Below are 22,553 nucleotides of genomic sequence, written 5' to 3'. Positions count from 1 at the left end.
GAGGTCCCATGGCGAATACCGTGAACACGGTCGGCCTGTATGTACGCGACCAGGATGAAGCACTCGATTTCTACGTCGGCAAACTGGGCTTCGAAGTCCATACCGATGTCCGCAACGGCAGCTATCGCTGGCTTACCGTGCGCAGTCCCGGCCAGGACGGTTTCCAGCTGGGCCTGTTCGTGCCCGGACCGCCGACCCACGATGCTGCGACGGCACAGGCCCTGCAGCAGCTGGTGGCCAAGGGCGCGATGCCGCCGCTGGTGCTGGCCGTGGAGGACTGCCGGGCGCGCCATGCGCAATGGCAGGCGAAGGGAGTGGAGTTCACCCAGGAACCGATCGAGCGTTTCGGTGCGATCGACGCCGGATTCCGTGACCCGTTCGGCAACGGCTGGAAGATGATCGAAGCCCGTTCCGAAACCAGGCGCCGGTAGTGAACCGCGGGGGCTGGGCGCGGTCGGTACACCGCTGGACGTCGATCGTGTTCACCCTGGCGGTGATCGGCAATTTCGTCGCGCGCGGGCTGGGGCAGGCCGAGCCAGCGGCATGGATCACCTATTCGCCGTTGCCGCCGCTGTTCCTGCAGCTGTTCACCGGGCTCTACCTGTTCGCACTGCACTACGCCGGCAGGCGCCGCAGCGCCGGGCAGGGCGCTGCGGGGTGAGCCATGTTCAGGCGGCCGCGTCGGCAGCGTAGGCCGCCAACAGCGCCGGAAGATCCTCCATGCGCTGGAAGATCACCTGCGCACCGGCCGCCCGCAGTGCCTCGGGCGTGCTGTGGTGCGGGCCGCCTTCGCTGAAGCCGAACACGGTGGCACCTGCCGCAACGCCGGCGGTCGCACCGGTCACGGTGTCTTCAATGACCGCGCAGCGCTTGGGATCCACGCCCAGCGCGGCCGCAGCCGCCAGGTAGACGTCTGGGTGCGGCTTGGTGTTCGGCATGTCCTGGCCGCTGTAGACGTGGTCGCCGAAGGCATCGAGGAGGCCGACCTTGCCCAGCTGCAGCTGCACCTTGTGCAGATCTGCGCCGGACGCACAGGCAATCCGCCCGCCAGTTGCCGCTGCGATCGCACGCACCGCCTCCGGTGCGCCCTGGATCGCCTGCAGGTCACGCTTCAGCGCAACGTTGCGCTGCAGGCGGAATTCTTCCAGCCATTGCTCGGTGAACGGCTTGCCGGTGCGTTCTTCGATCAGCCCGGCCAAGTGGGCTACCGACTGGCCGAGAAAGACTTCGCCGGCCTGCGCCGGGGTCAACGGCCAGCCGCGCTCGGTCAGCATCTCCGAGAGCACGCGGGCCACCAGCGGCTCGGAATCGACCAGCACGCCGTCACAGTCGAACAGCACGGCATCGAAGGGAAAACGGGACATCTACAGCTCCAAGGGGCAATGCGATGGTGCAATTGCCTGCCATTTTCCCACAGCCATCCTTGTGTGGCACCCGGTCCGGGTGCCACTCATCCCCAATAGGCCGGTCAGCCCAGGTCACAACCCGCCGGCTGCGGCCAGGTGCTGGCCGGCAGCATGTTCTTCAGCGACGCGGGAGCGTCGATCGCCACGTAGCTCGCACCCAGCAGTTCCTCCAGATCGGCGATGGTCACCAGGTAGCTGTCCAGGCTGCCCAGGTTGGTTTCGTTGGGGATGATCCAGCTGATCGCTTTGGCGGTACCGGTGTCGGGGTCGCGGGTGATGATCGTCTTCCAGAAGAACTCCGGGGTCGGAATGCCGTGGCTGGCCAGGAAGTAGTCATTGGAGGCATCGCCGTAGACCACGCCGCCGTAGACGTCCACCGGCGCGATGTCGCGGTAGCACTCGGCCACGTTCTCGGCCTTCACCCAGATGCCCTGGTTGAAGCCGGACACCTGCGGGACGATGTTGGACATGTAGTTGGCGCGGCGGATGTAGGTCGCGTTGTAGTCCATGTGATTGGAGGTCACTAGATGGCCGCGGTCATAGCCGGACTTGATGCTGGCATACGAGGCGGTGCTGTTCTGGCCGAGGCAGCCGGCCGGCAGGTCCGGGTCCTTGTAGAAGCTGGACGGGCGCGCCGCCGAGCCGGTGTCGAAGGTGAGCGTGTATTCGTAACGGGTGGCGCTGTGGATGCTGCAATCGTAGGTCAGCACGAAGCCGCCCTTGTTGAGGGTGACGACCTGGGCTTGGGCGGCGCCGGCGCCGGCACTGAGGACAAAGGCAAGGAAGAAGCGTGCAACGCGCATTGCGGTTCTCCAGAAAGAAGGTTCAGGGCGCACGCGTCTGCCATGGCCTGGTCAATGCGAGGTCATGGGGAGCCGATGCGGATGCGGAATACGGGTGCTGCGGAGTGCGGTGGAGCGTGACCGCAACGAGCGGGCCAGAGCGGCCCTGCGGTGTCGAAAGCGTCACAAGCTGTCGCCTTTCGGTCAACGACGAAAACGCGAAGCTGTGACAGTGCGCAAGCACTGGCCTCGTGTCAGATCAGGCGATGGATGGCTGAAATGGGCGCGTGCTAAGGCGGCGCGACGCCTGTGGCGCGGCTCAGGGCCGCGCCTTCACTACATAGTCGCCGGGGCGTGCACCCGCCACCACCGACCAGCCGGGCGCGAGGCGCAGCGACCAGCCGTCGCCCTGCAACAACGGCCCGTCTGCTGCCGGTGCCTGTACGTACACGGCTTTCCAGTCGCTCTGCATCAGGGCGCCGTCGGTCACCTGCAGGGTGCCCCATACATCGGTCAGCTGCAGGGTTGGATACACCGTGCCGCTACCCGGTAGTGGCTGCAGGCTGTTGGGGTCGAACTGGATGCGCATGTTCTGCAGATCCAGCCGCAGCACCGGCCCGGTCACGAAACGCGCCCGGTTGTGCTGCAGCTGTGCCAGGCGCCGTTGCTCACGCTGGGTTTCCGCCTGGTGCAGCGCCGGCCCGCCGTAGCGCGCGGCGGCCGCACGCAGCGCGGGTTCGTCGAGGGCAGGGGAGATCCGTTCCGCTTCCGCCAGCTGCGTGCCGAGATCGCGGGCATGCTCGCCGAGATTGCTGCGCCAGCGCGGGGAAACCTGGTCCAGCAGCAGGCCATACGCCGGGCCGGTGGCATAGGCGAACGAACGCACAAAGCTGCGGTCATCGACGTGGGCGCGAAGATCGTGGCGTGCGGCGTCGATGCGCGCCGACGGCGTCGGATTGCCAACGACAACGCCGGTGTACTCGGCCAAGCCCTCGTTCAACTCCAGTGCGGCTTCATCCTGCGCGGCCGCCGGGAAGCGGGCATGGCGCGCAGCACGGAACGCGAGCGCGTCGGTTACCGCAGTGCGCTGCGCAGCGGCATCACGGATGGACAGCGCGGCGTCGAGCGCCCGCCATTCCAGCTGCAGCAGGTAGCGCCCGTCGAGCGTGTCCAGGTGTTCGTTGCCGCCTTCAGCGGGCCGCGTGATCGACAGTGCCGGTTGCAGGCGATGGAACATTTCGTGCGCCAGCAGCGTGCGGCGGCGTGCCGGGTCCTGTGGCAGGGGCCAGCGCAGCTGCGTCCAGCGGGTGCCCGACCAGTCAACGGCAGTGTTGGCAACCGTCGCATCGGCCGGCAGTTGGGCCACGAAGATTCCGTTGCGCGCGGTCAAGGTGCCCTGTGCGTCCGGATGCGAAGCGGCCAGCTCGCGGCTGGAGGCATCGACCAGCATCATCGGCCCGCACAGCGAGGCGCCCCACAACGCCCCCGCATCCGACCGGCACAGCGCATCGCCCTCGGCGAAAACAGCACGCGCGGCAGCATCGGGAATCGTTGTTTCTGCCGCCGCTGCGAGGCTGCTCAGGCAGGGCATCACGCAGATCAGTAGCGCGCGTCGCAGCTCCATGGCATCCCTGCAGTGGCGTGTAGCGTGCACTCATACCACCGGTAGCAGCCGAACGCCACTGGGGTGCCTGGGCGTCGCCCGTACCGCAGCGTACAGACGAACCCGGCAACACGAAGTCAAGAAAGTGTGCGGCACGTCAAATTTTAGGGTAGTGTCGGGGTCGCTGCCGGGGAGGCAGCAGGGTGCACGCCGTCGGGGACTACGCGCGGCACCAGCCATTGAAGCACCAGACATCACAGCGCCGGCGCTGCGCCGGCGTGCATCTCGGGCTTTCATTGAAGGGGTATTCGATGCGCAATGCATGGATCAAACGAAGCAAATGGGTCGCGTTGACACTGGTGGCCAGTGCCGCTCTGGCGGCTGCCGCCATCGGTGTGCGCAGTACCGCCACGCAGTCGAAGAGCGGCAATCCGTCGGTGGATGCGCGAGCCGGCAATCCTGCCGGTCCGGCCGCATCGGGCCTGGGCAGCGGCCTGGGCGAACTTTCCAACCGCTATATCGTGGTCTACCGCGAAGAGCCGCTGGCCACCTACAAGGGCGATATCCGCGGCTTGGCGGCACCAGAGCGGCTGCGTCCTTCGGCCAGTGCCGCCCGTGCGGCCGCGGCCACCGGCAACACGCCCACCCCACGCATTGCCGTGCAGGGTGCACGCTCGCGTGACTACGTGCGCTTCCTGGCAGATCGCCAGGTGCAGCACGAGGCACGCATCAATGCCACGCTGGGCCGTAGCGTGCGTGTCGAGCGCCGCATGCAGCACGCCATCAATGCCTCGGTACTGCAGATGAATCCGCAGGAAGCCGAGCGCGTGCGCCAGCTGCCGGATGTGGAACTGGTCGAGGAATACCGCGAGTACGAGCAGGACACCGACGTCGGCCCGGGCCTGATCGGTGCGCCGGCGTTGTGGAACGGCACGCCCACCCCCTACCGGGGCGAGGGCATCGTGGTCGGCGTGATCGACTCGGGCATCAACTTCGGCAGCCCGGCGTTCACCGCTCGTGCCGAAGACGGCTACGAGCACGTCAACCCGCTGGGCGCGGGCAATTACCTGGGCACCTGTGCGCCAGGTGGTGTCGATGAGGGGCGCTGCAACAGCAAGCTGATCGGCGGCTACGACTTCGTCTGTGCGGCGCCGGGCAACCAGTGCGGCGTTGCCGATGTGCGCGAAGAACCCGGCTTCGGCGATACCAACGGGCATGGCAGCCATACCGCGTCCACCGCGGCGGGCAATCCACACACCGCGTCGTACCGTGGCAACCAGATCCATATCTCCGGCGTCGCCCCGCGCGCCAACATCATCGCCTACGATGCCTGCTACACGCAGGTGTCGACCGGGCGTGGCTTCTGCCCCAACACCTCGACGCTGGCGGCGGTGAACCAGGCGCTGGCCGACGGCGTGGTCGACGTCATCAACTACTCCATTGCCGGTGGTACCGCGCCGTGGGGCGAAGCGGTGTCGCTGGCCTTCCTCAATGCTTCCGATGCCGGCATCTACGTGGCCACCTCGGCCGGCAACTCCGGCCCGGGCCCGAACACGCTGGGCCATCTGGAACCGTGGACCGGCAGCACCGCTGCCGCTACCCACGGCCGTGGTGACATCGAGCTGTATGCCGCGGTGAGCGGCCCCGGCGTGGTGCCGCCGGCGTTGAGCGTGATCCTGCTGAGCGAAGGCTCCGGCGGCGTACCGTTCACCACGCCGATCCCGGCCACCACGCCGCTGCGCGTCAGCACCGGCATCGATACCGCCAACGATGGCTGCGCCGCGTTTCCGGCCAACAGCTTCCAGGGCGCGATCGCCGTAGTTCGCCGTGGCTCGTGCAACTTCAGCGACAAGGTCAACAATGCCGCCGCGGCCGGTGCCATCGCGGTCCTGATCGCCAACAACCAGCCGACGCCGATCCTGCCCAACGTGGCCGGTGCCACGGTGCCGGCCTTCGCCATCGACCAGGCCGATGCAGATGCGCTGCGCACCTTCGCCAACAGCGTCGGCAATGCCGCCACCGGTGGTATCGCCTATCCAGCCACCAAGGTCAGCAACACCCCGGACGTTCTGGGCGATTTCAGCTCGCGTGGCCCGGCCGGCATCTTCGATCTGGTCAAGCCTGACGTGACCGCACCGGGTGTGCGCGTGCTGGCCGTGGTTGCCGGTACCAGCGTGACTGGCTCGGAGAATGCCGTGGGCCTGATGGACGGCACCTCGATGGCGTCGCCGCATCACGCAGGCGCGGCAGCCCTGCTGCGCCAGGCACGGCCGGACTGGACCGTGCAGGAAGCGCGTTCGGCGCTGATGATGACCGCCCGCCAGGAAGTGCTGAAGGAAGATGGGCTGACCCCGGGCGACGCCTTCGCGATGGGCGCCGGTCGCATCCAGGTCGATCAGGCGTTGCGTGCCGGCCTGGTGCTGAACGAGACCAAGGCCAACTTCCTGGCGGCTGATCCGGCCAATGGCGGCGACGTCGCCTCGCTCAACATCGCCAGCATGGGCAAGCGAAAGTGCTCGGACAGCTGCAGCTTCACCCGCGTGTTCCGCAACGTGCTGCCGACCCGGCAGACCTGGACCGCCAAGGTCACCGGCCTGACCGCCGTGGTCTCACCGTCGGTATTCACCCTGGCTCCGGGCGAGAGCAAGGCGGTGCGGGTGATCGTCACCACCGGCTCGGTGCCCAACGATGGCACTTGGCGTTTCGCCCGGCTGACCGTGGCGCCGCAGGGCGGTGATACCACGCAGCCCCTGCTGCGCCTGCCGATCGCCGTGTCGGTGCCGCCGCCGCAGATCGCCGCCACGCCGCCGTCCAGTTCGCTGACCCTGCCGACCGGTGCCAGCGGTTCGATCAACCTGCAGATCGCCAACACCGGCGGCTCGCCGCTGGAATGGCAGATCGACAACTCCGGCGTGGGCACGCGCACGCTGGTTGCGCAGGCGCCCAACAACGCCAACGGACGTCGTTCCACCCGCTTCACTGATGCCGCCTCGGTGGGCGCGCGTGCGCAGTTGTCCGCCGATGACTTCACCCTCACCGAAGCCACCGGCATCACCCGCATCGTTGCCGACGGTTTCGTCAACGGCGGCACCTTGGCCACCTCGACCAACATCAACTGGTCGATCTTCCGTGATGTCGGCGGCAACCCGGAAGGCAATCCGGAATCGTCGCCGCAGCTGGCCGTGTGGTCGTACACCGCGACGGTCGGCGGTGCCGGTGTCAGTACTTCGTCCACCCTGGCAAGCATCAACCTGGACATGGCCGGGGCAGGACAGAACCTGAACCTGCCTGCGGGCCGCTACTGGCTGGTGGTCTCGGTACGCGCACCGCTGGCCACCAGTTGGTTCTGGTTCAACGCCACCAGCGGTGACAGCGTGTATCGCGGTGCCATCATCAACCCCGATGGCAGTGGCGCCTGGTCGGCGACCACCGGCGCGCCGGGGCTTGCCTACGGCCTGGGTGGCAGCAACGCCTGCGGTGCCGGCTGGATCGGTACGCCTTCGCGTGCACTGGGCCGCGTCGTGGTGGGCGGCAGCCAGACCACGCAGGTGCAGATCAACGCAGGCGGGCTTGCTCCGGGCAGCTACACCGGTTTCGTCTGCGTGGGCAGCAACGATCCGAGCGCGCCGAAGACCGCGGTGCGTGTTGCATTGACTGTCACGCCGTAGCGCGTGCGCAGGCTCCGGGCCGGTCCTTTGCGGGGACCGGCCCGTTTTCCAGCGTTTCCGGCAGTTGCCGGAAACCTTCCTTGATGGATCCTGGGGGTACCGTGAAGACGATGCACAAGCACATCCTTGCCGTGGCGCTGGCCATGGCAACTGCACCGGCGTGGGCCGGTGACACCTGCCAGCTGGACGATGGGTTCGGCGGCGTTTCCAACGGCGGCGCCAGCGCCGGCGGTGCCGCTTCGATGGCCTGCGGCAATGGTGCCGCTGCCAGTGGCGACCTGTCAGCGGCGGTTGGTACCGGCGCCACTGCCAGTGGCACCGGAAGCACCGCGATCGGCGCGGCCAGCAGCGCCTCGGGCGACCAGAGCGCGGCGATCGGCGTCGGCGCGTCCGCGTCCGGTGCCAACAGCGCGGCGATCGGTGACAGCAGCACCGCCAGCGGTGATTTCAGCAGCGCCAGCGGCTCGGGCAGTTCCGCAACCGGCAGCTTCTCGACCGCCTCCGGTGCCGGCAGCAACGCCACCGGCGAGAACAGCACCGCGGTCGGCAGCCTGTCCGAGGCCAGCGGCAACAACAGCAGCGCCGTCGGCAATGGTGCCGTGGCCACTGCCAATGACAGCGTCGCGCTGGGCAATGGTTCGGTGGCCGACCGCGCCAACACGGTGTCGGTCGGCAGTGCCGGCAGCGAGCGGCAGGTGACCAACGTGGCCGCCGCAACTCAAGGCACCGACGCGGTCAATCTCAACCAGATGAACACCGCCAACGCCAACACCTTGTCGTCGGCCAACAGCTATGCCGATGCACGTGCTGCTGCCACGATCAATTCGGTCAACGCCTACACCGATGCCAGCAGTGCGAGCACATTGTCGTCGGCCAATGGCTACACCGACACCAAGGCCGCCGCAGCGGTCACCACCTCCAAGGCCTACACTGACGCCAGCAGCGCGGCCACGCTGTCGTCGGCCAACGGCTACACCGATACCAAGTCGGCGCAGGCGGTGACCTCGGCCAATGCCTACACCGATCAGCGCCTGGCCCAGTTCGCGCTGGACAACAATGGCCTGCGCCAGGAAATGGATCGTCGCCTGCGTCATCAGGACCAGCGCATCGATCGGATGGGGGCCATGGGGTCGGCGATGTTGAACATGGCCATCAATGCCGCCGGATCGCAGAGCCCGCGTGGCCGCATCGCGGTCGGTGCCGGTTTCCAGGGCGGCGAACAGGCACTGTCGATCGGCTATGGCAAGCGCATCGGCGAGCGCGCGTCGTTCTCGCTGGGCGGCGCCTTCAGCAACGGCGAGAAGTCCGCTGGCATGGGCTTCGGCGTGGATCTGTAAACCACCGCGGGGGCAGGGGGCGTTGATCGCCCCCTGTTCAGCCGTTAAGCGCGCCCAACATGCTGCAACCGTCATGTTGCGTCGCAAGGTGCCAGCTACCATTCGCACTGGTACGGTCCGGCCCGTTGCATCACTACCAACGGGGAGAGACGACAATGCGCAAGATGTTGCTGCTGTTGATCCTGCTGACCGGGCTGCTGCCCAGCGCCTTCGCGGCCACCGTCAAGACCACCCACCGCGCCATTCCCAGCTGGGATGGAACGCCCCTCGGGGCCTTCGTCATCGAACCGCAGGATGCGGGCAACGGCCGTTACCCGTTGCTGGTGATGCCGAGCAGCTGGGCAGTGCCCAGCGTCGAATACGTGGGCGTCGCCCAAGCGCTGGCAAAGCGCGGCTATGTGGTCATCAGCTACAGCTCGCGCGGCTTCTGGGAATCCGGTGGCGCGATCGACATCGCCGGGCCGGCCACGGTCGAGGATGTCAGTGCCCTGATCGACTGGGCGCTGGACAACACCCCGGTCGATCCAACGCGCATCGGTGTCTCGGGCATCTCGTACGGCGCCGGCACCAGCCTGCTGGCCGCAGCACGCGACCCGCGCATCAAGGCGGTGGCGGCGCTGAGCGGCTGGGCCGACCTGCAGGCCTCGCTGTACAGCAACGACACCCCCAGCGCACAGGGCATCGCCCTGCTGGTGGCGGCTGGCCTCGCCACCGGCCGTCCGGGAACGGAACTGGCCACCATCAACCGCAATGTGCTGGTGGGCAATTACCAGGGTGCGGTGGACTCGCTGTTGCCGGTGGCGGCGCAGCGCAGCCCCGGGTCCAGCATCGATGAGATCAACGCCAACCAGCCGGCGGTGTTCCTGGCCAACGCGTTCAACGACAGCCTGTTCCCGCCAGGCCAGCTGGTGGATTTCTTCAACCGCCTGAAGGGCCCCAAGCAGCTTCAGCTGCGCCATGGTGACCACGCGCTCAACGAGGCCTTTGGCGCACTGGGCATTCCCAACGAGGTCTACGACTCGGTGGGCGACTGGTTCGACCACTACCTCAAGGGTGAAGCCAATGGCATCGACCGGCAGCCTGCAGTGCAGCTGAAGTCGCAGAACGGCAGCTGGAGCACCTACCCCAACTGGCAGGCGACCCATGCCGGCGCCGTGAGCTATGCGCTGACCGCACCCAAAGGGCTGCTGCTGCCCACGGGCGGCCTGGACGGGGACGGAAGCAGCACCGGTTGGAACTACCGTATCGGCAGTGGCCTGCTGACCCCTGCCAACTCCGGGGTGGCGATGGCTTCCGGCGCGCTGCAGATGATCCACCTGCCGCCGGGCGCCTATGTGCCGTTTGTTGGCCGTAGTGCCGCCGGTGTCTGGCAGGGGCCGATCCAGTGGAGTGCCAAACGCCTGGACGGTGCAGCGGAAGTGCGCCTGACGGTCACGCCCACCCGCGCCAACACCACCCTGTATGCCTATCTGTATGCCGAGGATGTGCTGGGTCATGGCCAGCTGATCAGCCACAAACCCTACACGTTGCGCGGTGCCACGCCGGGGCAGGCGAAGACCCTCGACCTGCGGCTGGAGGCCAGCAGCTGGGACGTGCCGGCTGGCAGCCGTCTGACCCTCGTGGTGGACACCGTGGACCTGCGCTACGCAGGCATCAGCCAGCTGGGTGGTACGGTGACCTTCAGTTCACCGGCGAACGCGCCGTCGATGCTGAAGCTGCCGCTGCATTGATGCAAGGCCGCGCCCGTTGCCGCAGGCGCGGTACGCCCGGCCGGAAAACTGCGAGACTGGCGTTTGCTACGGAAAAGGGATGAATCCATGGTCATTGCAGGGCTGCTGCTTGGCGCGGTGCTTGCGGTACCGACCGCGCAAGGCGCTCCGATCGACTGGTCGGACACGCTGTTGAAGGATCTGGTCGCGGCCGACGCCGCCATGCGCGGCAGCCATCCGGGTGCCGTGGATCTGCGGAATCCTGGTTTCGGCGCGCAGCTGGACGAAACCCTCGCACTCGCCCGCTCCCGCGCGGGCAACGTCGACAGCTTCGCGGGCTACTGGTGGGCCATGAAGGGTTACGCGGCCTCCTTCAACGATGGGCATGTCAGCCTCAACGCGCTTGCCGGCGCTCCCGATGTTCCAACGCAGTGGCCCGGGTTCCTGACCGGATTCGACGGCGATGCACAGTTGGTCATGACCGTGGATGGTGGTCCGGACCATCCCCCGCTGGGGGCTCGATTGCTTTCCTGTGATGGCATCGATGCGCAGACGTTGGCTGCACGGCGGGTGGGTGACTTCAGCGGGCGCTGGAACCTGCTAGCCAGCCGCATCCACGGTGGCGGCGAAGTGTTGCTGGATCAGGGCAATCCGTTCGTGCCTGCGCTGCGCACCTGCGTCTTCCAGGTAAATGGACGCGAGAAATCCTACGCACTGCAGTGGCAGCCACTGCAGGCGGCACAGCGCAAGGAGCGTCTGGCCGACACCCGGCGCAGCTCCCGCCCGGCCAACGGCTGGCACATCATGCCCGATGGCGGCTACTGGATCACCACCAGCAGCTTCAACGCCGACCCCAAGGAGCAGAACTTCAAGGAACTGACCGCCCTGCTTGTGCAGCTTGCTCCGAAAGCCGAAGCACTGCAGCAGGCACCGTCGGTCGTGCTGGACGTGCGTGGCAACAGCGGCGGTGCTTCACAATGGAGCATCGAACTGGCGCGATTGATCTGGGGCCGGGCGGCCGTGGACGTGCTGCCCGACCCTAGCTGGGTGGAGTGGCGGACCTCCGAGGCCAACATCGCCCAGTTGCGCAGCTTCCTGCAGAAGCTGGTGCAGGCGCCCGACGCGTCGCCAGAGCTGCGTCGCATGCTGGAATCGGTGACGGCGGGCATGACGCAGGCTCGCAGCCGGGGTGAGGCATTGTGGCGCGAGCCATCCGAGGCCAGCGCAGATACAGCACCAACCTCACGCCCGTCCGTACCGCGGCGAACGGGCAGGGTGGTGATCGTGGCGGATGCCACCTGTGGTTCGGCCTGCCTGGATGCGCTGGACCTGTGGAAGCGGCTGGGCGCGGTGCAGGTGGGCGTCGAGACATCGGCCGACAGTCTCTACATGGACGTGCGGCCAGAGCGGCTGCCAAGCGGACTGGCCAGGATCTCGGTGCCGATGAAGGTGTTCCGTGGGCGGGTGCGCGGTTCGAATGAACCGCACGTGCCCGATCATCGCTATACAGGCGACATGCGGGACACCGCAGCACTTGAGGCGTGGATCTCCGGACGATGATCCCGTCCTGGCGGCGTACCGGTGAAGCAGTTGCGGTGCATTGAACCTTTTCACCGGCAGCTGCATCCAACCCGCAATGAGCCCTGCAACCGCTGCTGCAGCTCTACTGACCGAAGGAGCCCTGGGATGTGCGGACTGCCTCGTACTGCGCTTCAATACGCGATGTTGATCATGCTGGTGCCTTTCGCAGCAGGTGCTGCGGTCACCGAAGTTCCCTTCGAGCTGGGCAAGGATCACCGGATCTACGTGGAGGGTACGATCAACGGCTCGCGTCCACTGCGCTTTCTCGTCGATACAGGCGCGTCGGCCATGGCCGTTGCCAGGCACATCGAGCAGGACGCGAAGCTGGTCATTGACGACCAGAGTGAGAACACCGGTTCCGATGGCGTGACGTTTCTCGACTACAGCACGCACAACTCCGTGCAGATCGGAGGGGTGCAGCGACCGATGGGAGCCGTGGTGATCGACTACACGGTGCGCCCGTTCGATGCGGTGCTGGGCTGGACCTTCTTCCAGGACAAGGTCCTGGAGATCGACTACGACCGCAGTCTGCTGCGCGTGCACGACGATGTTCCCGACCTTGCCGGGTATGCCCGGGCCAACGTGCGCTGGATCGACAATATCCCGGCCATCCAGGTCACGCTCGGCAACGGAAGCAGCACTTTCGCACCCTGGCTTACCCTGGACACCGGCAGCAACGGCAGCATCGACCTGTCCCACGCCTTCGGCACCGCCCACCGCCTGCAGCAGGCATTTCCGGAACGACTTGGAACGTCACAGTTCAGCGGCAGCGCGGGCCGGAAGATCCGCGCGGTCGACGTGCGCGTGCCCGTGGCCAGCATCTCGACCCTGCAACTGAAGGGGCCGAAAGCCTCGATCACCCTCGATGACGATAGCTCCACGGACGACAGTACGCTTGGCAGCGAAGTCCTGCAGCAGTTCAATATTCTGCTGGATGCCCGTTCCGGCAGCATCTATCTGCGTCCCAACCGTCGCTTCGCCGCCAACCCGGCGGGGTGACCACGCGCGCTCGGCATTCAGCGCCGGACATCCGGACCTGCATTGCCCAGCAGAGCCAGCACCTGCGCCTCAGCTACCGGGCTGAAGTCGCCCGGAATGGCGTGCTTCAACGCGCCCGCGGCCAGTCCGAAGCGCACGGTGCTTTCTGCGTCGAGTCCGGACAGCATTCCGTGCAGGATGCCGGCGGCAAAGGCATCGCCGCCCCCGATGCGATCAACAATACCGGGCAGCGGGCGCGGTGGTGCCTGCGCCCGCGCGCCGTCGCGGCCCAGCAGCAGCGCGCTCAGGATGTGATGGTCTGCACTCGCCATGTCGCGCTGGGTGCACGCCTGCCATTGCAGGTGCGGGAAAGCGGCGAAGGCGGCGGCCGCAGCGGCTTCGGTTCGGGCAACCGCATCGTCCTGCGGGAAGTGCAGCCCCAGCACCAGTTCGATGTCCCGATGATCGGCGAAGACAATGTCGGCCTCGGCGAAGACCTTGCGCAGGATCGCAGCGGCGTCGCCAGCCCAGCGTTGCCACAATGAGGGACGGTAATTGCCGTCGAAGGACACCTGCACACCGGCCGCGCGAGCCGCGCGCACGGCACCCAGTACGGATCCGGCCAGGTTGGCGCCCAGCGCCGGGCTGACGCCCCAGACATGCAGCAGGTGCGCGCCGGACAGCAGAGCAGGCCACGCATGTTCCTCGGCGCTGCTGTTTGCGAATGCGGAACCGGCCCGGTCATACACTACTTCGCTGGCCCGCTGTACCGCACCGGTGGCCAGGAAGTACAGGCCCATGCGGTCGCGATCAACTTCGCGCACGCCGGCCACGCCCACGCCATGCCGCCGCAGCTCGGCGACGGCATGCCGGCCCAGCGCGTTGCCGGGTACCGTGCTGACCATCTGCACATCGTGTCCGAGGCAGGCCAGCGAGACCGCCACATTGGCCTCGGCGCCTCCCACATGGACCTGCAGCTGCGGCGTCTGCAGCAGCAGTTCACGACCCGGCGCACCCAAGCGCAGCAGCAATTCACCGAAACAAACGACGCGGCTCATCGGTTCTCTCTCATTCAGAGGTGGCGCAGCCCAGCATGCGCAGATCGATGGCATCGGCCATGCGCCGGTAGCCTTCGTCGTTGGGATGCAGATGGTCGCGGGTGATGTCATTGGGCAACGATTCCGCTGCCTTCGGGTCACGCAGCGCGGCATCGAAATCGATGATGCCATCGAACCCGGTCTTCCCGCCGCGTGCCCACTGGTTGATCGTGGTGCGAGTGGCTGCGGAGACGGGCTCGTAGCGCTCGTAGCCGCCGAATGGGGTCAACGTACCCAGCCAGGCGCGGATGCCGCGCGCATGCAGTCGCGACGCAACCTGCTGATAGCCCAGCAGCATGTCCGCCGCATTGCGCCCGGGCGGCGGCTGCGCGCCCCCTCCGCGGCGGATGTCGTTGATGCCTTCGAACAGGATCACCTGATCGGCATCGGCCACCGCGATCACATCGCGATCCAATCGTGACAGGGCGCTGTGGCTGCGGCCATGGTCAAGCAGCTTGTTGCCGCTGATGCCCTGGTTGAGCACCACAAACCGGTTCGGGCAGGCCTGCTGCAGGCGCTGCGCCAATCGCTCCGGCCACTGGTTGAACGTTCCGCGACGGGCGGTGGCGCCTTCCGTGATGGAATCACCCAGCGCCACGATCACCTGGGGGCGATCTGCGCGCAGCACCATCACTGCCGAGAACACGTTCTGCTGGTAGCCCAGGCGCACGCTGTCGGCAACGGTTGTCTGCCTGCCGTCCGCTACCCGAAGCTCGGTGTGGCGCACGGCGGGGCGGGTGGGCTGCGGGAAATAGGCACTCACGCTGATTTCCTGCAGTGCCACCACGGGGATCGGCACCGGGTCGCTCAGCAACGCGGCGCACACCAGTGGCCTGCCGAACATGCTGCCGGAGCGTGCGAACACGGTGCTGGAGGACTTCACCGAGCACCGCACGCCGGCGGCACTCAATACCCTCTACGCAGGCTACGGCAAGACGGATTTCCTCAGGGATCTGCACAGCGTGCGGATCCAGCAGATGCCCGGCAAGGCGTACGCGTACTCCAGCGCAGGATCGCAGTTGACTGCGCACATTCTGGAACGGGTCCACCCGGGCGGCTACGAGTCGCTGCTGCGTGGCTTCTTCGGCGACGCGGCGGCAATGGACGGGGTCAGGATCGTGCTGGGCGATGCCGAAGCGCCACGGCTGGCGGTCGGCTACCACAGCGACAACCCGGTGCCGACCACGCCCATGCCCGAGTTGCCGTGGGGCGCCTCCGGAAATGTGAAAGCGACCGTTCCGGATATGGTGAACTACCTTCGATGGCAGCTGGCCAACGGGCCCGGGGTAAAGGAATCGCATCGACCGCTGGCCAGGTTCGACGATACGTTCAGCGTCGGCTAGTTCTGGAACATCGTTTCCGGCGATCGCCTGAAGGGCACCTACTACACCCACCACGGCGGCGTGCCGCGCTCGCAGTGCTATATCTACATCATGCCGAAGCACGATCTGGGCATCTTCGTCATCACCAACCAGAGTGGCGAACAGACGGCACGCGCCATGGAAGTGGCGGTCGATACCCTGGTTGAAAGGATTGCCGCGCGCAGGATCCGGTAGCGGAACCTGCCGGCTACAGCAGCAACAGCGCGCCGATCAACGCCGGCGGCATCACCAGCACGCCCACGCGCAGGAAGTCGAGCGCGCTGACATGCTCACCTTCGCGGCGCAGCGCCACCAGCCACAGCATCGTGGCCAGCGAGCCGGTCACCGACAGGTTCGGGCCAAGGTCCACGCCCACCAACAGGGCCGCGCGCGTCTGTGCGGGCAGCTCGGCCATCTGGCCCAGCGAGCCCGCTGCCAGTCCGACCGGCAGGTTGTTGGCCAGGTTGCTGAGGACGGCGGCGACACCACCGGCCAGCCAGCCTGCCTGGCGTGGCGATGACTGTGCCGCCGCCTGCAGTGCGTCGGCCGCTGCCTGGATGACGCCGGTCTGCGCCACCGCTTCCACCAGTACGAACAGGCCGGCCACCAATGGCAACACCCCCCAGGACACGTGCCGCAGCAGCGGTACGGGGCTGCGGCGTTGGCGGATGGCCACCACCGCCACGCTCAGTGCACCGGCGCAGAAGGTGGCCAGGCCGAGTGGGCCGTTCAGGGCGGAGGTCAGTAGCAGCACGCTGCCGGTGAACAGCACGCCCCACGCACTCAATCGACCGCCCTCGGTCAGCGGCCGGTGCTCGGGCGCCGCCGCCAGGGGTTGTGCAATCTCGCGTCGATGCACCCAGCGCAGCACCAGATAGGTGGCACCGATCGCGGCCAGCGAAGGCAGCGCGAACTGCCCCAGCCACTGCAGCAGGGGCGGCATGTGTGCGCCATACACCACCAGGTTGGCCGGATTGGAGATCGGCAGCACGAAGCTGGCCGCATTGGCGATGAACGCGCAGACGAACAGGTAGGGCAGAGGGTTAGCGCGCGCCGCCTTGCAGGCGGCGTAGACGGCGGGCGTCAGCACCACCGCCGTCGCGTCGTTGGAGAGGAACACGGTCACCAGCGTGCCGACCAGGAACACCAAGTCGAACAGGCGCCGCCCCGAGCCGCCGGCATGCCGGACCGCATAGAGTGCCAGCCAGTCGAACAGGCCTTCGCGCCGGGCCAGTTCGGCCAGCGCCATCATGCCGACCAGGAACAGGTAGACATCGCGCCCTTCGGCCACCGCCCCCCATGCTGTGGCCGCTGACACCGCGCCGCTGAGTGTCAGCAACGCGGCAGCCGCCAGCGCCCACACGTATTCCGGGATGCGCAATGGCCGGAACAGCAGGCCGACAGTGGCAATGGCGACAGCGGCCCAGATGATGGGGGAAGAAGAGGAGGTGAGCATGCAGTGGGAGGTCTCAGCTGCGCCGCCGTGCTGATGCGCGGCCCGTTTCCGGTACACGCATCGCCAGCAGGAACGCGCCCGCTGCAATCACGGCAAGTGCAAGGAAGGCGGCATCATACCCTGCAAACTGCACCACCAGGCCCGCCAGGCCTGGACTGAATGCCGCGCCTACGCCGAACACGGTGGAGACAGCGCCGAGCGTGACATTGAATCGGCCCGTGCCTTCGGTCAGGTCGCTGACGATTACCGGCAGCAGCGCGCCGAACAGGCCCGCACCGACGCCATCCAGCAACTGCACGCCCAGCAGCCATGCGGGTGCATCGGACAGGGGGTACAGCGCTGCGCGGATCGGCAGGATCAGGAAGCCTGCCAGCAGCAGCGGGCGCCGTCCCCATGTGTCGGCACGCGCCCCGACCAGCCAGGCCATCGGGATCATCACCAGTTGCGCGGCCACGATGCAGCCCGCCGTCATCGTGGTGGCCAGGGCGGGAGCGCTCAGCGCCAGCTTCTGGCCCACCAGCGGCAGCATCGCGGCATTGGCCAGATGAAACAGTGCGCAGCATGCGGCCAGCACCAGCAGGTTGCGATCATGCAGCAGCAGTCGCGCCGACGCGGGCGCGCGATCGGTGCCAGTGGTAGCGCCCATGCCGCGTGCGCGCTGGTTGTCGATCGCCTGCGCCGGAATCGAATGCAGTGCCGCCAGGCTGGCTACGGTCAGCGCTGCCATCAGCGGGAAGACCACCACCGGGCCCCACAGATACGCCAGGGCGCCGGCCAGCACGGCGGCCACTGCATTGCCGGCGTGGTTGAAGGTTTCATTGCGTCCCATCCGGCGGGCGAAGGCGCGGGGACCGCCGACGCCCAGCGAGATGGCCGCGATGGCCGGCGCGATGACTGTAGCGGCCACGGCACTGAGTGCTTGGGTCAACGCGATCAGTGTGAACGAATGCATCCACGGCAACAGCAGGCAGGTGCCGGTGACCAGTATCGCGGCCAGCGCAAGCGCCGCACGCTTCGCGTCGACGCGGTCCATCAATGCACCGGCCGGGGTCTGGGTCAGCAGGCCGACCACCGCCGATACGGTCATCAGCGCCCCGATGCTGGCCGGTTGCCAGTGGTGCACCGCCAGCAGGTAGATCGCCAGATAGGGCCCCAGGCCGTCGCGGACGTCGGCGAGGAAGAAGTTCAGTGCATCCAGGCCGCGCTCAGCGCGAGCAGCAATTTGAGGAGCAGCGGGCTGTGCGGTCACGGCGGCGATTCGTCAATCCAGAGGCACCACGGCGGGTGCCGGGTGGGGGAGTTATGCGTGTCCCGCCGTGATGATCGCGTCGCGCAGCAGGCGGCATGACTTCAGGCACTGCAGCATGACTACATCTGTAGTCATGCTGTAGCGGCATTCATCGAATGAGGCCTCCATGACATCCGTACACTGGTTCCGCCGCATCCTCGCGCTGGCGCTGCTGATCCCGCTGACTGTCCTTGCAACCCCGACCGACGATGCGCTTGGCACAATCGAGCGCAATGCCCGTGCCGCTCACTCGGATGCGGTGCTGATCAGGCACGATGGAAAAACCCTGCTTGAGCTGAAGCCTTCCGCCGCAGCGGATGCCGTCCATTTGATGTCAGCCACCAAGTCGGTGATGGCGCTGGCCATCGGCCTGCTGCTCGACGACGGCACGTTGGCCTCGATCGATGAGCCGGTCAGCCGCATCTATCCCGAATGGAGGCAGGGCCAGAAACAGGGCATCACCGTGCGCATGCTCCTGGACCACACCTCAGGCCTGCAGAACGTGGCCAATGCCGGCGAAGAACTGGAAGGCGCGCCCGACCTGGTGAAGCTGGCCCTGGCTGCGGAGCTGAGCCATGCGCCGGGCAGCACCTTCTCGTACAACAACAAGGCCACCAATCTGCTGCCGGGTATCGTGCAACGCCTGGCCGGCCAGCCGCTGGATGCGTACCTGGACGCGCGCCTGTTCAGGCCGCTGGGCATCACCCACTACACGTGGATGAAGGACGAGGCCGGCACTCCGCTGGGCATGGCCGGGCTGTCATTGCGTGCAGCCGATCTGGCGGCCATCGGGCAACTGCTGCTGGATGACGGCGTGGCGCCGGATGGAGCGCGCCTGCTGAGCGCGCGGTCGGTGGCGCTACTGACCGCTGAGAGTGCACGCTCGCCCGACGTGGGCCTGCTGTGGTGGCGGATTCCGGCATGGGAGCGCTATCAGCTGAAGCCGCAGGTGGCCGATCTGTTGTCCGCGCGAGGCGTGGAAGCCGGCGTACAGGCCGCCCTGCAGTCCACGGCCGGGCGCAGCTTCGATAGCAGGACCGCGTTGATTGCTGCGCTGGCCGAGCAGCTGGGTCCGGAGTGGCCACAACGCTACGGCAGCGAAATCACCGGACGCGGCCTGAAGCTGGCCGACCTCTACGACATCGCACGCGGACCGGTCGTTGGCTACGCCGCCAACGGCTATCTGGGCCAGTACCTGTTGATCATCCCCGAACAACGGGTCGTGGCGTTGCGCCTGATCCACCGGCGCGACAGCCACGAGGCCCCGCGCGACGACTACAGCGGCTTCTTTGCCGACGTTGTGCAACTGGCGCAGACACTGCGCTGAGCGGTGGCGCCCACGTGCTGCGAACGCTTTCTTCGGCGGTTCTTCACCGGTGACGCGCATAGAGTGGCACGCACGTGACGGCTTTCGTGTGGAAACGCAATGTTCGATTATCAGGATTGGACTTTCATTGCCAACGGCCGAACGCTGGTTGCGCGCGTGGAGCTGGACGGCGAGGGCGGCGGCACCATCAACCGCTATCAGCTGAAGCCGGGCCCGGCCCAGTCCGGGCTGTGCATCAAGGTGGCCTCGCAGACCGAAGCGGCGCAGCGGCTTGAAATCGAGGTCGCGAAGCTGCTCGGCCCGGACTGGTGAATACCGCGCGGCGGCGACCCGGGCAGGCGAACGGAGGGCGATTCCAGTCTCAGCCCATGCGACGGGCGATCGTATTCTTTCGCCCATGCACGCCTTCCTCGACCGCACCGATGACCGGCCCGCCGCACGCCCTGGTAACTGGATGGAGCGCGGTGGGCGCTGGGATCTGTGGTGGAGCGGGCGTCCGCTGGCGAGCATCGTGCCGGATGCCGCGCCTGGTGTCCTGCTGTACCTGCACGCACCACCACGGTCGCAGGCCAAGCGTGTTGCCGCCAGTAGCTTCAGTCAGGCCAAGCGTTACGCCGAACGCTGGTGTGCGGTGCGGGTCTACCCGCAGGTGCCGCTGCGTGAAGCGGTGGCACGCCTGGTCGGTGCACCCGTATCCTTGATGCCCGAGGCGTCGCTGGGCGCGCCTACGCGCGAGCAGCGGCAGCAGGCCCGGCGCCTGGACGCAGCCGGGGCGGGTGAGGTTGAACGCATCAAGCAGGCCCTCGCACTGCGTGCAGCCTCATCACGCAAGCCTGATGTGCAGCGGGATACTGGAACCAGGCCGGATTCCGGCCAGGCCCAAGTGACGCGGTTCCTGCGAAGCGATGTCAGACCGACAGCTCTTCACGGACGATCTTCGCCCCGGCGCTGAGTGCGCACAGCTTGCCGCGAGCCACCTCCCGCGGCAGCGGCGCCATGCCGCAGTTGGTACTCGGGTACAGCTTGTCGGCGTCCACGAACCGCAGTGCCTTGCGTAGGGTGTTGGCCACGTCTTCCGGCGTTTCCACCGTGTTGGAAGCCACGTCAATGGCGCCCACCATCACCTTCTTGCCGCGCACCAGCTCGATCAGGTCGATCGGCACGTGCGAGTTCTGGCATTCCAGCGAGATGATATCGATGCTGGAGGTCTGCAGCTTCGGGAATGATTCCTCGTACTGGCGCCACTCCGAACCCAGCGTCTGCTTCCAGTCGGTATTGGCCTTGATGCCGTAGCCGTAGCAGATATGCACGGCGGTTTCGCACTTCAGGCCTTCCACGGCCCGTTCGAGGGCGGCCACGCCCCAGTCGTTCACTTCGTCGAAGAACACGTTGAAGGCCGGCTCATCGAACTGGATGATGTCGACGCCGGCCGCCTCTAGCTCCCGGGCTTCCTCGTTGAGGATCTTCGCAAACTCCCACGCCAGCTTCTCGCGGCTCTTGTAGTGCGCGTCGTACAGCGTGTCGATCATGGTCATCGGGCCGGGCAGTGCCCACTTGATCGGCTGCGTGGTCTGCCGGCGCAGGAACTTCGCGTCCTCGACGAATACCGGCTTGGGGCGGCTGACCGCGCCGACCACGGTGGGCACGCTGGCGTCGTAGCGGTTGCGGATGCGCACGGTCTCGCGCTTCTCGAAATCGACGCCGTTGAGGTGCTCGATGAAGGTGGTGACGAAGTGCTGCCGGGTCTGCTCGCCGTCGCTCACGATATCAATGCCGGCGTGCTGTTGCTCCTGCAGTGACAGGCGCAGCGCATCCTGCTTGCCTTCAACCAGGCCGTCGTCCTGCAGCTTCCAGGGCGACCACAGCTTTTCGGGCTCCGCCAGCCAGGAGGGCTTTGGCAGGCTGCCGGCGGTGGAGGTGGGGAACAGTTTCTTGGTCGACATCGCGTCTTGCTTCCTGGGGGCGAGTGGGGAATCGATGGATCAGCGGGCAGCCCACTGCTCAAGCACGGCGCGGTATGGCTTGATGAAGTGTTCTTCGGTGAACTTGCCCTGCTTGACCGCCAGCTGGCTGCGCTCTTCGCGGTCGTAGACGATGCGGGTGGAGGAATAGTCCTGGTGCTTCAGGCTGGGGCGGTAGACCTTGCCGGCCACCGAATTGGCGTTGTAGATTTCCGGGCGGTAGATCTTCTGGAACGCTTCCATGGTGCTGATGGTGCCGATCAGCTCCAGGTTCGAGTAGTCGCCCAGCAGGTCACCCTGGAAGTAGAACGCCAGCGGCGCGACGCTGCCTGGCGGCATGAAGTAGCGCACCTGCAGGCCCATCTTGTCGAAGTACTGGTCGGTGGGGGAGAAGTCGCCCTGCCGGTATTCCACGCCCAGGATCGGGTGCTGGTTCTCGGTGCGGTGGTAGGTCTTGCTGCTGGACACGCTGATGCAGATCACCGGCGCCTTGCTGAAGTTGGCGCGGTAGGCATCCGACTCCAGGAAGTGCTTGAACAGCTTGCCATGCAGGTCGCCGAAGCCTTCCGGGATACCGAAGGTGGGCTTGCCCTCGTTGCTGGCGGGCAGTACTACGCTGAAATCGTAGTCACGCACGTAGGACGAGAAGTTGTTGCCGACGATACCTTCGGTGCGCATGCCGGTCCGCAGATCGACGATGGTCGGTCGCAGCACCTCAATCAAGGGGAACGGATCGTTGCCGTCGTCGCCGTTGATGTGCATCTCCACCGAGATGATGTCCAGCTCGACCGCGTAACGGTCCGCGCTCGGGTTGTCCCAGTGCGCCAGGTCATTGAAGCGGTTGTTGATCATGCTGATGGTGTTGCGCAGGTTTTCCTGGCGCGACGCACCGCGGGCGAGGTTGGCGAAATTGGTGGTGATGCGCGTGCCTTCAGCGGGCTGATAGTCCTCGTTGAAGGGGATGCGCGTAATGCTGAAGGCGAAGGTGTGGGTCGTCAT

The 22,553-nt window shown here is 66.7% G+C and carries 20 protein-coding genes and 1 pseudogene; 12 read left to right on the top strand and 9 right to left on the bottom strand.

Going from position 1 to position 22,553, the window contains the following annotated elements; all coding sequences use genetic code 11:
* Positions 1–8 precede the first annotated feature (8 nt).
* Both QZ853_RS16150 and QZ853_RS16145 read left to right on the top strand, forming a co-directional pair.
* Positions 9–431, top strand: coding sequence for a VOC family protein (locus QZ853_RS16150; RefSeq protein WP_295575310.1), 423 nt, complete (start codon positions 9–11; stop codon positions 429–431).
* Entirely contained in the window at positions 431–661 is a 231-nt protein-coding gene (locus QZ853_RS16145) for a hypothetical protein (RefSeq protein ID WP_295575308.1), read from the top strand. The genes QZ853_RS16150 and QZ853_RS16145 overlap by 1 nt, the downstream gene beginning before the upstream one ends.
* Before the next feature lie 7 nt (positions 662–668).
* Here the strand turns inward: QZ853_RS16145 and QZ853_RS16140 are convergent, their stop codons facing one another.
* The 3 genes from QZ853_RS16140 to QZ853_RS16130 all read right to left on the bottom strand — a co-directional run bounded on the left by QZ853_RS16140 (position 669) and on the right by QZ853_RS16130 (position 3,812).
* Positions 669–1,364 carry an HAD family phosphatase gene (locus tag QZ853_RS16140; RefSeq protein ID WP_295575305.1) on the bottom strand — a complete coding sequence of 232 codons (696 nt, stop codon included), beginning with the start codon at positions 1,362–1,364 and terminating at the stop codon, positions 669–671.
* A gap of 104 nt (positions 1,365–1,468) precedes the next feature.
* A complete protein-coding gene (locus tag QZ853_RS16135) occupies positions 1,469–2,209 on the bottom strand; it encodes a DNA/RNA non-specific endonuclease (protein ID WP_295575302.1) in 741 nt (246 codons plus the stop codon).
* A 298-nt stretch (positions 2,210–2,507) separates the two neighbouring features.
* Positions 2,508–3,812, bottom strand: coding sequence for a hypothetical protein (locus QZ853_RS16130; protein ID WP_295575299.1), 1,305 nt, complete (start codon positions 3,810–3,812; stop codon positions 2,508–2,510).
* Positions 3,813–4,102: 290 nt separating this feature from the next.
* On the opposite strand from QZ853_RS16130, the gene QZ853_RS16125 reads away from it, so the two are divergent.
* The 5 genes from QZ853_RS16125 (at position 4,103) to QZ853_RS16105 (ending at position 13,085) form a co-directional block, all read left to right on the top strand.
* On the top strand, positions 4,103–7,459 hold the full coding sequence (locus QZ853_RS16125; RefSeq protein WP_295575296.1) for a S8 family serine peptidase: 3,357 nt from the start codon (positions 4,103–4,105) through the stop codon (positions 7,457–7,459).
* Positions 7,460–7,569: 110 nt separating this feature from the next.
* Positions 7,570–8,796: a YadA-like family protein gene (locus tag QZ853_RS16120; RefSeq protein ID WP_295576293.1), complete on the top strand. Its 1,227-nt coding sequence runs from the start codon at positions 7,570–7,572 to the stop codon at positions 8,794–8,796.
* A gap of 155 nt (positions 8,797–8,951) precedes the next feature.
* Positions 8,952–10,526 carry an alpha/beta fold hydrolase gene (locus QZ853_RS16115; protein WP_295575293.1) on the top strand — a complete coding sequence of 525 codons (1,575 nt, stop codon included), beginning with the start codon at positions 8,952–8,954 and terminating at the stop codon, positions 10,524–10,526.
* 87 nt (positions 10,527–10,613) lie between these two features.
* Complete coding sequence (locus QZ853_RS16110) at positions 10,614–12,065, top strand: S41 family peptidase (protein WP_295575290.1); 1,452 nt, start codon at positions 10,614–10,616, stop codon at positions 12,063–12,065.
* Between the two features lie 162 nt (positions 12,066–12,227).
* Positions 12,228–13,085 carry a retropepsin-like aspartic protease gene (locus QZ853_RS16105; protein ID WP_295575287.1) on the top strand — a complete coding sequence of 286 codons (858 nt, stop codon included), beginning with the start codon at positions 12,228–12,230 and terminating at the stop codon, positions 13,083–13,085.
* A 17-nt stretch (positions 13,086–13,102) separates the two neighbouring features.
* Here QZ853_RS16105 and QZ853_RS16100 read toward each other — a convergent pair whose 3' ends face one another.
* Together QZ853_RS16100 and QZ853_RS16095 are read right to left on the bottom strand one after the other, a co-directional pair.
* Positions 13,103–14,122 (bottom strand): sugar kinase, encoded by a 1,020-nt coding sequence (locus QZ853_RS16100; protein WP_295575284.1) that lies wholly within the window; start codon positions 14,120–14,122, stop codon positions 13,103–13,105.
* 10 nt (positions 14,123–14,132) lie between these two features.
* Positions 14,133–14,981: pseudogene (locus QZ853_RS16095) on the bottom strand (GDSL-type esterase/lipase family protein); the annotation flags it as partial.
* 46 nt (positions 14,982–15,027) lie between these two features.
* Between QZ853_RS16095 and QZ853_RS16090 the strand changes: the two are divergent.
* Both QZ853_RS16090 and QZ853_RS16085 read left to right on the top strand, forming a co-directional pair.
* On the top strand, positions 15,028–15,504 hold the full coding sequence (locus tag QZ853_RS16090; protein ID WP_295575278.1) for a serine hydrolase domain-containing protein: 477 nt from the start codon (positions 15,028–15,030) through the stop codon (positions 15,502–15,504).
* Between the two features lie 90 nt (positions 15,505–15,594).
* The gene (locus QZ853_RS16085; protein WP_295575275.1) at positions 15,595–15,717 is read left to right on the top strand and encodes a hypothetical protein; all 123 of its coding nucleotides are present in this window, start codon (positions 15,595–15,597) and stop codon (positions 15,715–15,717) included.
* A 13-nt stretch (positions 15,718–15,730) separates the two neighbouring features.
* On the opposite strand, the gene QZ853_RS16080 is transcribed toward QZ853_RS16085, so the two are convergent.
* Complete coding sequence (locus QZ853_RS16080; RefSeq protein ID WP_295575273.1) at positions 15,731–16,978, bottom strand: arsenic transporter; 1,248 nt, start codon at positions 16,976–16,978, stop codon at positions 15,731–15,733.
* 13 nt (positions 16,979–16,991) lie between these two features.
* Positions 16,992–18,227 carry an MFS transporter gene (locus QZ853_RS16075; RefSeq protein ID WP_295575270.1) on the bottom strand — a complete coding sequence of 412 codons (1,236 nt, stop codon included), beginning with the start codon at positions 18,225–18,227 and terminating at the stop codon, positions 16,992–16,994.
* A 166-nt stretch (positions 18,228–18,393) separates the two neighbouring features.
* Between QZ853_RS16075 and QZ853_RS16070 the strand changes: the two genes are divergently transcribed.
* From QZ853_RS16070 to QZ853_RS16060, 3 genes are all read left to right on the top strand, one after another.
* Positions 18,394–19,593 (top strand): serine hydrolase domain-containing protein, encoded by a 1,200-nt coding sequence (locus tag QZ853_RS16070; RefSeq protein ID WP_295575267.1) that lies wholly within the window; start codon positions 18,394–18,396, stop codon positions 19,591–19,593.
* A gap of 99 nt (positions 19,594–19,692) precedes the next feature.
* The gene (locus QZ853_RS16065) at positions 19,693–19,905 is read left to right on the top strand and encodes a hypothetical protein (RefSeq protein WP_295575265.1); all 213 of its coding nucleotides are present in this window, start codon (positions 19,693–19,695) and stop codon (positions 19,903–19,905) included.
* An 85-nt stretch (positions 19,906–19,990) separates the two neighbouring features.
* Positions 19,991–20,545 (top strand): hypothetical protein, encoded by a 555-nt coding sequence (locus QZ853_RS16060; RefSeq protein ID WP_295575262.1) that lies wholly within the window; start codon positions 19,991–19,993, stop codon positions 20,543–20,545.
* On the opposite strand, the gene QZ853_RS16055 is transcribed toward QZ853_RS16060, so the two are convergent.
* The gene (locus QZ853_RS16055; protein ID WP_295575260.1) at positions 20,502–21,536 is read right to left on the bottom strand and encodes a methionine synthase; all 1,035 of its coding nucleotides are present in this window, start codon (positions 21,534–21,536) and stop codon (positions 20,502–20,504) included. The genes QZ853_RS16060 and QZ853_RS16055 overlap by 44 nt on opposite strands.
* A 39-nt stretch (positions 21,537–21,575) precedes the next feature.
* Complete coding sequence (locus tag QZ853_RS16050; RefSeq protein WP_295575257.1) at positions 21,576–22,553, bottom strand: DUF1852 domain-containing protein; 978 nt, start codon at positions 22,551–22,553, stop codon at positions 21,576–21,578.

This window comes from uncultured Stenotrophomonas sp. (genome assembly GCF_913778665.1).
Lineage (GTDB): Bacteria > Pseudomonadota > Gammaproteobacteria > Xanthomonadales > Xanthomonadaceae > Stenotrophomonas.
This window is presented reverse-complemented; position numbering and strand designations above follow the sequence as displayed.

Coding starts and splice junctions, on each gene's coding strand:
- QZ853_RS16150 (WP_295575310.1), top strand. CDS start 9: ATGGCGAATACCGTGAACACGGTCGGCCTGTATGTACGCGACCAGGAT.
- QZ853_RS16140 (WP_295575305.1), bottom strand. CDS start 1,364: ATGTCCCGTTTTCCCTTCGATGCCGTGCTGTTCGACTGTGACGGCGTG.
- QZ853_RS16135 (WP_295575302.1), bottom strand. CDS start 2,209: ATGCGCGTTGCACGCTTCTTCCTTGCCTTTGTCCTCAGTGCCGGCGCC.
- QZ853_RS16130 (WP_295575299.1), bottom strand. CDS start 3,812: ATGGAGCTGCGACGCGCGCTACTGATCTGCGTGATGCCCTGCCTGAGC.
- QZ853_RS16125 (WP_295575296.1), top strand. CDS start 4,103: ATGCGCAATGCATGGATCAAACGAAGCAAATGGGTCGCGTTGACACTG.
- QZ853_RS16120 (WP_295576293.1), top strand. CDS start 7,570: ATGCACAAGCACATCCTTGCCGTGGCGCTGGCCATGGCAACTGCACCG.
- QZ853_RS16115 (WP_295575293.1), top strand. CDS start 8,952: ATGCGCAAGATGTTGCTGCTGTTGATCCTGCTGACCGGGCTGCTGCCC.
- QZ853_RS16110 (WP_295575290.1), top strand. CDS start 10,614: ATGGTCATTGCAGGGCTGCTGCTTGGCGCGGTGCTTGCGGTACCGACC.
- QZ853_RS16105 (WP_295575287.1), top strand. CDS start 12,228: ATGTTGATCATGCTGGTGCCTTTCGCAGCAGGTGCTGCGGTCACCGAA.
- QZ853_RS16100 (WP_295575284.1), bottom strand. CDS start 14,122: ATGAGCCGCGTCGTTTGTTTCGGTGAATTGCTGCTGCGCTTGGGTGCG.
- QZ853_RS16085 (WP_295575275.1), top strand. CDS start 15,595: ATGCCGAAGCACGATCTGGGCATCTTCGTCATCACCAACCAGAGTGGC.
- QZ853_RS16080 (WP_295575273.1), bottom strand. CDS start 16,978: ATGCTCACCTCCTCTTCTTCCCCCATCATCTGGGCCGCTGTCGCCATT.
- QZ853_RS16070 (WP_295575267.1), top strand. CDS start 18,394: ATGACATCCGTACACTGGTTCCGCCGCATCCTCGCGCTGGCGCTGCTG.
- QZ853_RS16065 (WP_295575265.1), top strand. CDS start 19,693: ATGTTCGATTATCAGGATTGGACTTTCATTGCCAACGGCCGAACGCTG.
- QZ853_RS16060 (WP_295575262.1), top strand. CDS start 19,991: ATGCACGCCTTCCTCGACCGCACCGATGACCGGCCCGCCGCACGCCCT.
- QZ853_RS16055 (WP_295575260.1), bottom strand. CDS start 21,536: ATGTCGACCAAGAAACTGTTCCCCACCTCCACCGCCGGCAGCCTGCCA.
- QZ853_RS16050 (WP_295575257.1), bottom strand. CDS start 22,553: ATGACGACCCACACCTTCGCCTTCAGCATTACGCGCATCCCCTTCAAC.